General features: G+C 64.6%; 9 protein-coding genes. 4 read left to right on the top strand and 5 right to left on the bottom strand.

The features are described 5' to 3' along the window. The 4 genes from ASC93_RS31935 to rpsL all read right to left on the bottom strand — a co-directional run. On the bottom strand, positions 1-201 hold a 201-nt coding region (locus tag ASC93_RS31935; RefSeq protein ID WP_229412643.1), incomplete at its 3' end, for a GTP-binding protein. 96 nt (positions 202-297) lie between these two features. Then, complete coding sequence (fusA, locus tag ASC93_RS08040) at positions 298-2,403, bottom strand: elongation factor G (protein WP_056439866.1); 2,106 nt, start codon at positions 2,401-2,403, stop codon at positions 298-300. A 134-nt stretch (positions 2,404-2,537) separates the two neighbouring features. Next, positions 2,538-3,008: a 30S ribosomal protein S7 gene (gene rpsG / locus ASC93_RS08035; protein ID WP_056439862.1), complete on the bottom strand. Its 471-nt coding sequence runs from the start codon at positions 3,006-3,008 to the stop codon at positions 2,538-2,540. A 126-nt stretch (positions 3,009-3,134) separates the two neighbouring features. Continuing rightward, the gene (gene rpsL / locus ASC93_RS08030; RefSeq protein ID WP_005663517.1) at positions 3,135-3,518 is read right to left on the bottom strand and encodes a 30S ribosomal protein S12; all 384 of its coding nucleotides are present in this window, start codon (positions 3,516-3,518) and stop codon (positions 3,135-3,137) included. A 381-nt stretch (positions 3,519-3,899) separates the two neighbouring features. Between rpsL and ASC93_RS08025 the strand changes: the two genes are divergently transcribed. Continuing rightward, positions 3,900-5,768 carry a phosphoethanolamine transferase gene (locus tag ASC93_RS08025; RefSeq protein ID WP_056439860.1) on the top strand — a complete coding sequence of 623 codons (1,869 nt, stop codon included), beginning with the start codon at positions 3,900-3,902 and terminating at the stop codon, positions 5,766-5,768. Between the two features lie 96 nt (positions 5,769-5,864). Here the strand turns inward: ASC93_RS08025 and ASC93_RS08020 are convergent, their stop codons facing one another. Beyond that, on the bottom strand, positions 5,865-7,469 hold the full coding sequence (locus tag ASC93_RS08020; protein WP_229412642.1) for a hypothetical protein: 1,605 nt from the start codon (positions 7,467-7,469) through the stop codon (positions 5,865-5,867). 209 nt (positions 7,470-7,678) lie between these two features. On the opposite strand from ASC93_RS08020, the gene ASC93_RS08015 reads away from it, so the two are divergent. Genes ASC93_RS08015 through ASC93_RS08005 form a run of 3 tightly spaced genes read left to right on the top strand, consistent with a single transcriptional unit; the run spans position 7,679 to position 11,004 of the window. Next, a complete protein-coding gene (locus ASC93_RS08015; protein WP_056439857.1) occupies positions 7,679-8,947 on the top strand; it encodes an efflux RND transporter periplasmic adaptor subunit in 1,269 nt (422 codons plus the stop codon). A gap of 19 nt (positions 8,948-8,966) precedes the next feature. Next, entirely contained in the window at positions 8,967-9,683 is a 717-nt protein-coding gene (locus tag ASC93_RS08010; protein ID WP_056439852.1) for an ABC transporter ATP-binding protein, read from the top strand. 10 nt (positions 9,684-9,693) lie between these two features. Continuing rightward, positions 9,694-11,004, top strand: a complete 1,311-nt coding sequence (locus ASC93_RS08005) for an ABC transporter permease (protein ID WP_056439849.1) — start codon at positions 9,694-9,696, stop codon at positions 11,002-11,004. Positions 11,005-11,010: the final 6 nt, after the last annotated feature.

Below are 11,010 nucleotides of genomic sequence, written 5' to 3'. Positions count from 1 at the left end.
GTGTGCGGTGTTGATCGTGATGCCGCGCGCTTTTTCTTCCGGCGCCGCGTCGATCTGATCGTACGCCTTGGCTTCGCCGCCGAATTTCTTCGACAGAACGGTTGCGATTGCAGCCGTCAGGGTGGTTTTGCCGTGGTCAACGTGACCAATGGTACCGACGTTCACGTGCGGCTTGGTCCGTTCGAATTTACCTTTTGCCATTTCGATCTTCCTTTAAAAGAGCAATTTATTTTATTTGCGGGACAGAGCAGGGCTCATCGCTTTCTGCTCTGTCCTCAACTGATTATGACTGACTAATTACTTGGATTTTGCCGTCACGATGGCGTCCATCACATGCTTCGGTGCTTCAGCATAGTGCTTGAATTCCATCGTGTAGGTCGCACGACCCTGGGTTGCCGAACGCAGCACGGTCGAGTAACCGAACATTTCCGACAGCGGGACTTCGGCCTTGATGATCTTGCCGCCACCGCCCGGGATCTCGTCCATGCCCTGCACCATACCGCGGCGGGACGACAGGTCGCCCATCACGGTACCGGCGTAGTCTTCCGGCGTCTCGACTTCCACGGCCATCATCGGCTCGAGGATGACCGGGTTGGCGCGACGGCAGCCTTCCTTGAATGCCATCGAACCGGCCATGCGGAACGCGTTTTCGTTCGAGTCCACGTCGTGGTACGAACCGAAGGTCAGCGTCACTTTGACGTCGACCACCGGGTAGCCGGCCATCACGCCGCTCGACAGCGTCTCGCGCACACCCTTCTCGACCGCCGGGATGAATTCACGCGGAATCACACCACCCTTGATGGCGTCGATGAACTCGAAGCCCTTGCCCGGTTCCTGCGGCTCGATCGACAGCACGGCGTGGCCGTACTGGCCGCGACCACCCGACTGCTTGACGAACTTGCCTTCGACGTCGCTGACCGACTTGCGGATCGTTTCGCGGTAGGCAACCTGCGGCTTGCCGACGGTCGCTTCCACGCCGAATTCACGCTTCATGCGGTCGACGATGATCTCCAGGTGCAGCTCGCCCATACCACCGATGATGGTCTGGCCCGATTCTTCATCGGTACGCACGCGGAACGACGGGTCTTCCTGAGCCAGACGATTCAGTGCCAGGCCCATCTTTTCCTGGTCGGCCTTGGTCTTCGGCTCGACGGCCTGCTGGATCACCGGCTCCGGGAACACCATCTTTTCCAGGATGATCGGTGCCGCCGGGTCGCACAGCGTTTCGCCGGTCGTCGCTTCTTTCAGGCCGACAGCAGCGGCGATGTCGCCGGCGCGGACTTCCTTGATCTCTTCGCGCTGGTTCGCGTGCATCTGCAGAATACGGCCGACGCGTTCCTTCTTGCTCTTGATCGGGTTGAACACGGTGTCGCCCGACTTGATGACGCCCGAGTACACGCGGAAGAAGATCAGCTGGCCGACGAACGGGTCGGTCATGATCTTGAATGCCAGCGCGGCGAATTTCTCATCGTCCGATGCCTGACGGGTGACCGGCTGGTCGTCCTCGTCGGTACCGCCGACCGGCGGGATGTCGACCGGCGACGGCAGGTACTCGATGACCGCGTCGAGCATGGCCTGCACGCCCTTGTTCTTGAAGGCGGTGCCGCACATCATCGGAACGATTTCCGAAGCGATGGTGCGCTGGCGCAGTGCGGCCTTGATCTCGGCTTCCGACAGCTCGCCTTCTTCGAGGTACTTGTTCATCAGGTCTTCGTTCGCTTCAGCAGCGGTCTCGACCAGCTTCTCGCGCCATTCCTTGGCCGTTTCCAGCAGCTCGGCCGGGATTTCGCGGTAGTCGAACTTCATGCCCTGCGACGCGTCGTCCCAGTAGATCGCCTGCATCTTGACCAGGTCGACCACGCCGAGGAAGTTGTCTTCGGCGCCGATCGGGATCTGCAGCGGGATCGGGTTGGCCTTCAGGCGGGCGCGCATCTGCTCGTACACCTTGAAGAAGTTCGCACCGGTACGGTCCATCTTGTTGACGAACGCCAGACGCGGAACCTTGTATTTGTTAGCCTGACGCCACACGGTTTCCGACTGCGGCTGCACGCCGCCGACTGCGCAGTAGACCATGCAGGCGCCGTCCAGGACGCGCATCGAACGCTCCACCTCGATGGTGAAGTCGACGTGGCCCGGGGTGTCGATGATGTTGAAGCGGTGCGGCTCGAAGTTGTTGGCCATACCCTTCCAGAAGCAGGTCGTCGCTGCCGAGGTAATGGTGATGCCGCGCTCTTGCTCTTGCTCCATCCAGTCCATGGTAGCTGCACCGTCGTGCACTTCACCGATCTTGTGGTTCACACCGGTGTAGAACAGGATGCGCTCGGTGGTCGTGGTCTTACCGGCGTCGATGTGAGCGGAGATACCGATGTTACGGTAGCGCTCAATAGGGGTAGTGCGTGCCATAAATTTTCCTAACTTTTGAATGGACAAAACCGAGCAGCATTCTGGTGATCAAAATGAGCTCGGCCTGAACAACTGATACTGCATGGCCGCACGACCCCGGAGGCGTTCTGCCCCCAAGGAAGTAGGCCATTCGCTTAGAAGCGGAAGTGCGAGAACGCCTTGTTCGCTTCAGCCATACGGTGCACCTCGTCACGACGCTTCATCGCGCCGCCGCGGCCTTCTGCTGCTTCCATCAGCTCGCCACCCAAGCGCTGCTGCATGGATTTCTCGCTACGCTTGTTTGCGGCTTCGCGCAACCAACGCATAGACAGGGCCATACGGCGGACCGGACGCACTTCAACCGGCACCTGGTAGTTGGCGCCACCGACGCGGCGGGACTTCACCTCGACCATCGGCTTGCAGTTGTTGATCGCGGTTGCGAACACTTCCAGCGGGTCCTTGCCCGATTTGGTCTGGATGTAGTCGAATGCACCGTAGATGATGTTTTCTGCGACCGACTTCTTGCCGGACAACATCAGAACGTTGACGAACTTGGCGAGATCGATGTTGCCGAATTTCGGATCCGGCAGAATTTCGCGCTTGGGTACTTCACGACGACGTGGCATTTCAATTCCTTCCTGTCTTCAGTTGAGTGCTTGCGCACTCGCGAAAGGTCATCATGACCCTTCACTTACTCGGCCTTCCGGCCGCCTCAACTAACTCAATATTAATTTACCCGGATTGCAAGAAGATTACTTCTTGGCAGCCTTGGCACGCTTGGCACCGTACTTCGAACGGGCCTGCTTACGGTCTTTCACGCCCTGGGTATCCAGTGCACCGCGGACCATGTGGTAACGCACACCCGGCAAGTCTTTCACACGACCGCCGCGCAGCAGAACGACCGAGTGTTCCTGCAGGTTGTGGCCTTCACCGCCGATGTACGAAATGACTTCGAAACCGTTGGTCAGGCGAACTTTGGCGACCTTACGCAGTGCCGAGTTCGGCTTCTTCGGGGTCGTCGTGTAGACACGGGTGCAGACACCGCGCTTTTGCGGGCAGTTTTCCAGTGCCGGCGACTTGCTCTTCACAACCGCGGCTTCACGCGGCTTGCGAATCAGTTGATTGATGGTTGGCATCGTTCTAAATCCAACAAAATTACTGCTACGTTGATGACCCGGGAGCTCTTGCTTCCCGGGGACTGAAACCGAGTCCCGACACAGCCTGCACAGGCGACGACAGCCACTCACCAGCGGGAGCGGCTGTTATGCGTAAACCATGCGCAGAATAATTCGAGAACTCGCGAGTATAGACCTGAAGCCGGGCCGGGTCAACAAACTTGCTGACCGGGCACCGCGACAGCGGCGGAAGAATGTGTAAACCCGAAGTGATTGTCGTGATAACGACACAACCAGTGTACGCCGGATTTCATCCATTGTGCAGAGGGAATAGCGTTACCTGTAGCAAAAAACGGATAATAGCGGACTTCGCCCCTGCCCTTGCCGCCCAGGCACGCTTCGATGTCATTTCTGCTACGCCCGCGCAACCTGTACGTCGCGCTCACTTATCTGCTGCTCTCCTGCGTGCCCTACGTGGCGCCACTGTACGGTACGCCGCTCGCGCATCCGGGCCAGGTGGCCGGCCTCGAACTGCTGGCCTGGCTCGGGGTGTGGTCCGTATTCAAGCGTCCCGCTTATTTCCACTGGCTGCTGCTGCCCGCCTTCCTGGGCCTGCCCATCGAGCTTTATTTATATGCGTTCTACGGCCAGGGCATTTCCACGCACCACCTCGGCATCATCACAGAGACGAGCCCGGCCGAGGCAATGGAATTCCTCGGCAACAAGGTCTGGCTGCTGATCGGCGTGTTCATCGGCGTGCTCGCGTGGTTCGTCACGAGCTGGATCGCGGCCTGGCGCACGCGCGACCTCGACTGGGCCGACGTCTCCCGTCCCGTCGTGCTGGCCGTGCTGGCGCTCGTGGCCGCCGTGTTCGGCTACGGCCTCAAATACGGCGTCGCCCCGCCGCTGGCGGGCGCCGCGGCCCCGGCCGCAGCCGGCGTGCGGCTGGTCAAGGCGCAGCCGGTGCCGTCCGACAGCGTCGAGGCCGCCAGCGAAGAGACCGCCCCGCCGCACCCATCCAGCATTCCCCGCCCCGCCTCACTGCCGCCGCTGGCGCACTGGATGCAGTTGCCGTTCGACCTGGACACGTTTTCCCATTCCTGGCCGTTCGGGCTGGCCGCGCGCGGCGTCGATTTTTACAAGGAACGGGTCTATCTGGCGGACCTCAACCGGAGAAGCGCCAATTTCCACTTCCACGCCCACCTGGCCGAGCCGAACGACGCGCCGCAGATCGTCGTGATGGTGATCGGCGAGTCGTCGCGCTACGACCGCTGGAGCATCAACGGCTACGACCGCGACACGAATCCGCTGCTGTCGCAGGAAGCCAACCTCGTCCCGCTGCGCGACGTGATCACGTCGGTGTCCGCCACGCGGCTGTCGGTGCCCGTCATCATCTCGCGCAAGCCGGCCACGCAAAGCCTCAAGGATGGGTTCTCGGAAAAATCCTTCCTGACCGCCTTCAAGGAAGCGGGCTATAAAACGTTCTGGCTGTCGAACCAGATCTCGTTCGGCAAGTTCGACACGCCCGTGTCCGTGTTCGCCAAGGAAGCGGACGTCATCGACTTCCTGAACCTGGGCGGCTTCACGGACAATTCGAATTACGACGAGGTGCTGTTCGGCCCGCTGAAACACGCCGTGGCCGACCCGGCGCCGAAAAAACTGATCGTGCTGCACACGCTGGGCAGCCACTGGAACTACAGCCACCGCTATCCCAAGCAGTTCGACAAATGGCTGCCGTCGCTGTACGGCGTCGACAAGCCGGCGTACACGGACATCCGGATCAAGCAGCAGCTGAACAACAGCTACGACAGCTCGATCCTGTACACGGACTGGTTCCTCGACCACGTGATCGGCACGCTGAAGGACGCCAACCAGCCGGCCGCCATGGTGTACGTGGCCGACCACGGCCAGACCCTGTACGACGGCAGCTGCCGCCTCGCCTTCCACGGCCACAACACGCAATACGAATTCCACGTCCCCGCGTTCGCCTGGTATTCGGACGCGTACGCGGAACGCTTCCCGGACAAGGTCACGCAACTGCGCCGCCACCGCAAGGCGAAGCTCGCGACGGAAAACATGTTCCACACCCTGCTCGACCTGGGCGACGTGCGCTACCCGGACGAACATCTGGACTGGAGCTTCGTGAACGCCGCGTTCAAGCAGCACAAGCGCTACGTCGACAGCTATGGCTGGACCGACTACGACAACGCCACCATCAAGGGCGATTGCCACGAAGTGATCGCGAAGGGCAAGCCGCTTCCGCGCGACTGATGCGCCCCCTCAAACCGGGGTCAGAGCCCGATTTTGAGCAATTTCCAAAAATCGGGCTCTGACCCCGGCCGTGCTGACCCCGGCCATGCTCCCAGACTACGGGGCGAGCAACTCGGCCCCCGCGTCGCTGCGGCGCTGCCGCGCCAGCCAGGCCGCCACCTGTTCGGCCTTGCGCTGGACGGCGGCGTCGAAGCCATGCTCGGCCAGCAGCGCGACGCCGTTCGTGCGATCCAGCACGCCGGGTTCCATCGTCAACCCGTCGGCGCCGCGCACGATGCGCCACGGCGCCAGCGCATGCGCCAGCACGGCGGCCAGCACGAGGTTGTGCGACGAGACGACCACCAGCGCGTGCCGGGCCAGTTCGTCGACGACGGCCGCCGCGGCCGATACGGATTCCTCGTGATTCGTGCCGCGGAAGATTTCGTCGACGAGGCAGAGGACGGATCGCTCGCCGCGCGCGCGCACGAGCAGCGCCCGCGCACGCGCCAGCTCGGCGACATATAAACTCCGGCCGCCGAGCAGCGAATCCTCGTTCTGCATGCTGGCGACTACCGGCAGCGGCGGCAGGCCGGCGCTGCGCGCATAACAAAAGCCGAACGCGCGCGCGACCACGAGGTTCAAGCCGAGCATGCGCAGGAACGTGCTCTTGCCGACGCCGTTCTGGCCCGACAGGAACGCGCCCTTGCCTTCCAATGCCACCGACAATCCCCGCGCCTCGTCGAGCAGCGGATGCGCCCCGCCGTCCAGCGCCAGCGTGCGTGCGCCCGTCCGCGTGGCCCAGCACCACGTGCAGCGCTCGCGCAGGTGGCGCGCCAGCGCGACGTCGGCTTCCAGTCCGGCGCACAGCAAGTAGCATTCGCGCAGAAAATCGCGTTGGCCGAACACGAGACCAAGCGTGCTGTAGTAATGGCGCACGTCGGCCGCCGCGAACCAGTCCGCGTAGTCGCGCGCGCCCGGCACGCCGGACGCGGCCAGCAGCGAGCGGTCGAGCGATCGGCTCAGGCGCCCGGCGGGCGCGCCGCGGCCCGTGAACGGGGCGGCCAGCGCATTGCCGCTGCCGTCCAGCAGCGAGCAGGCGCGCAACAGCACCTGCAGCGCGCGCAGCGTGCGCGTCCAGCGGCCGATGCGGTCCTGGTGGCGCATGTGCACCATGACGAGGACGTACATCGCGACGCCGACGCCGACCCAGCCCCACGGCGACACGAGCAGCGCGGCCGCGATCGACGCCATCAGCAGCACCGGCAACCAGAGCAGCGCGCCGACCCAGCGCGGACGCGCCGGCTGCGCGTCCGCGAACAGCAGCATGGCCACGTCGATGTCCGCATGGCGCAGGCAGGCCAGTGTGTGCCGCAGGGTGTCCAGCTGCGCAGGATCGTCCAGCAGCGCCTCGATGCGTGCGCGCCGCGCCGCCACCGCCGCGTCGTCCGCGCCGCCGCGCAGATCGCGCTCGAGCACCTGGCGGCCGAAGATGCTCGTGCCCGGCGCGAGCATCTCCATGTAGCGCGGCAGCAGCAGGTCGCGCCAGGTCGCGTCGTCGATGGTATCCGCGGCGTCGGGCGGCACGGCCGCGCGCAACGCCGCCACCTCGTCCGGCGTGAACGGCTGGTCGCCCGGGTCGGGCTCGGGCGGCGCCATGAGCCGCGCGCCGCGCGACACCAGCGGACGCAATGCGTCACACAGACGAGACAAAAAAGGAGGCATGCAGGACTTTCCACGGCGTCGCCGTATCATTGTTAGCAAGAAACTGTGGCCGCTTTCCAGAATATCAAGACCGTCCGCACTGTCCGGCCAGGCCGCGCGCGGACAACTGCGGACGCCACCGTATCCGGCGCGCACCCAATGAAATCAACGGGTTAGTGTCTGGCACGGATCGTGCAAATACGACACTGTCCACAACCCGTGTCCACATCATGATCCGCGATACATCACAACAAGACGCCGCCATCGCCCCGCCGCCAGGTTACAAACTGAAGCGCCGCGCGCTCTGGGTCGGCAGCGCCGTCATCGTGGCCGCCCTGTGCGCCGGCCTCGTGTCCACCTGGCGCGGCAGCGAGGCGTCCGTCAGCGCATCGCGCCTGCGCATCGCCGAGGTCACGCGCGGCACGCTCGTGCGCGACGCATCCGTCAACGGCCGCGTCGTCGCCGCCGTCAGCCCGACGCTGTACGCCAAGGCGCCGTCCACCGTCAACCTGAAGGTCGCCGCCGGCGACACGGTGAAAAAGGGGCAAGTGCTGGCCGTGCTGGAATCGCCCGACCTCACGGACGTGCTGAAACGCGAGACGTCCGCCTACGAGGGCCTGAAGGCCGAGGTGGCGCGCCAGGGCATCCTGTCGCGCAAGCAGAAGCTGCTGGCGCAGAAGGACGCGGACACCGCCGAGATCGACCGCCTGTCCGCCCAGCGCACGCTGGAACGCTACGACAGCGTGGGCCAGTTGGGCGTCATCGCCAAGATCGATTACCAGAAGGCGAAGGACGCGCTGCAGTCGGCCCAGATCCGCGCCAGGCACGCGGCGGAGGCGTCCGTGCTGGAAGGCGAGGACGTCGCGCTCGCGCTCAAGACCAAGATGAACGACCTGGAACGGGCGCGCCTGTCGATGGAAGAGGCGCAGCGCCGCGTCGACGAACTGACGGTGCGCGCGCCGGTCGACGGCTTCATCGGCACCTTGAACGTGCAGGACCGCATGGTCGTCGCGGCGAACGCGCCGCTGATGACGCTCGTCGACCTGTCGAAACTCGAAGTCGAGGTCGAGGTGCCGGAGACGTATGCGGCCGACCTGGGCCTGGGCATGAACGCCGAGGTCACCCTGCCCTCCGGCACCGCGACGGGCAAGCTGTCGGCGCTGTCGCCGGAAGTCGTCAAGAGCATGGTGCTGGCGCGCGTGCGCTTCGACGGCGCGCAGCCCAAGGGCCTGCGCCAGAGCCAGCGCGTGACGGCGCGCCTGCTCATCGAGGAAAAGCCGAACGTCTTGACGCTGCCGCGCGGCCCGTTCGTCGAAAGCGAGGGCGGACGCTATGCCTACGTCGTGCGCGACGGGATCGCCACGCGCACGCCGATCCGCATGGGCGCCACGAGCATCTCGGCCGTCGAAATCCTCTCCGGCCTGAAGCAGGGCGACAAGGTCGTCGTCGCCGGCACCGACACGTTCAACAACGCACAACGCATCTCGATCAATCAATAACGAATCCAAAGGACCCGCCATGCTGCGCATGACCAATCTCTCCAAGGTATATCGCACCCACATGATCGAGACGCACGCGCTGCGCGGCTTCGAGATCGAAGTCAAGGAAGGCGAATTCGTCACCGTCACCGGCCCGTCCGGCTCGGGCAAGACGAGCTTCCTCAACATCGCCGGCCTGCTCGAGGAATTCACGGCGGGCGAATACATCCTCGACGGCGTCAACGTGAAGGGCCTGGACGACAACGCCCGCTCGCGCCTGCGCAACGAAAAACTGGGCTTCATCTTCCAGGGCTTTAACCTGATCCCCGACCTGAACCTGTTCGACAACGTCGACGTCCCGCTGCGCTACCGCGGCTTCAACGCGAGCGAGCGCAAGAGACGCATCGAGGACGCGCTGGCCAAGGTCGGCCTGGCTTCGCGCATGAAGCATTATCCGGCCGAGCTGTCCGGCGGCCAGCAGCAGCGCGTGGCGATCGCGCGCGCGCTGGCCGGTTCGCCCAAGCTGCTGCTGGCGGACGAACCGACCGGCAACCTCGATACCCAGATGGCGCGCGGCGTGATGGAACTGCTGGAAGAAATCAACGCGGCCGGCACGACGATCCTGATGGTCACGCACGATCCGGAACTGGCCGTGCGCACCACGCGCAACGTGCACATCATCGACGGCCAGGTGTCGGACCTCGTGCGCCGCGGCCCGACGCTCGTCGACAGCCAGGCCACGACGGTCACCGCATAAGGAGCGCGCCATGTTCGGCTATTACTTCAGGCTTGGCGTGCGCAGCCTGCGCCGCAACCCCGCCCTCACGGCGCTGATGATCCTCACGCTGGCCGTCGGCGTCGCGGCCAGCGTGTCGACGCTGACGATCCTGCACATGATGTCGAGCGACCCGATCCCGCAAAAGAGCAGCCGCCTGTTCGTGCCGCTGCTCGACCCGGGCCAGGCCGACGACTACACGCCGGGCGACGAACCGATCGACATCCAGATCACGTACCAGGACGCGCAGAACATGCTGAAAAGCGGCCAGGGCGTGCGCCGCACGGCGCTGTACGGGCTGCAGGCGCCGGTGCAGCCGCCGCGTACCGACATCGCGCCGTTCAACATGACGGGCCTCGCGCCCACGCGCGACTTCTTCGCCATGCTCGACGTGCCGTTCATCCACGGCCAGGCCTGGACGGAACAGGACGATGCGCGCGGCGCCGACGTCGTCGTGCTCAGCCGCGACATCGCCGAAAAACTGTATGGCAGCGCCGATCCGGTGGGCAAGCGCCTCACCTTGCTGGGCGCCCCGTTCACCGTGGTGGGCGTGACCGACAAGTGGATGGCGCTGCCGCGCTTCTACCGCCTGGCCGGCGGGGTGCGCTACGGCGACGGCGAGGAATTCTTCATCCCGCTCGCCACCGCCATCCGCCACGAGGTCACGCACAACGGCAACATGAGCTGCTCGAGCAATTCGGGCGCGGGTTTCGCCGCCCGCCTCACCTCCGAATGCACGTGGATCACGGCGTGGTTCGAGACCGCGGCGGCAAGCGACCGCGCCGACCTGCAGACGTGGCTCGACAACTACGCGGCCGAGCAGCGCAAGCTGGGGCGCCTGAAACGCAATGCGCCGAACCGTCTGTTCAACGTGCCGGAATGGCTGGAGTACACGAAGGTCGTCGGCAAGGACAGCAAGCTGCAGACCTGGCTCGCCTTCGGTTTCCTCGTGCTGTGCCTCGTGAACACGGTCGGCCTGCTGCTGGCGAAGTTCTCCGTGCGCGCCTCCGAGATCGGCGTGCGGCGCGCGCTGGGCGCCTCGCGCGCCGAGATCTTCCGCCAGTTCCTCATCGAGACGGGCGTCGTGGGCCTCGTCGGCGGCCTGCTCGGGCTCGTGCTGGCCTTCGGCGCGCTGGCCCTCATCGCCATGCAGGGCAAGCAGACGGCCGCGGTGGCGCACATGGATTGGCAGATGCTGATCCTCACGTTCCTGATGTCGGTCGGCGCCGCCATCCTCGCCGGCCTGCTGCCGACCTGGCGCGCCTGCCAGGTCACGCCGGCCATCCAGTTGAAGTCGCAATAAGATCGC

The sequence above is a fragment of the Massilia sp. Root335 genome, from assembly GCF_001425685.1.
GTDB lineage: Bacteria > Pseudomonadota > Gammaproteobacteria > Burkholderiales > Burkholderiaceae_D > Telluria > Telluria luteola.
Note: the sequence above shows the minus strand (reverse complement) of the source record. Positions and strands in the feature narration are given on the sequence as shown.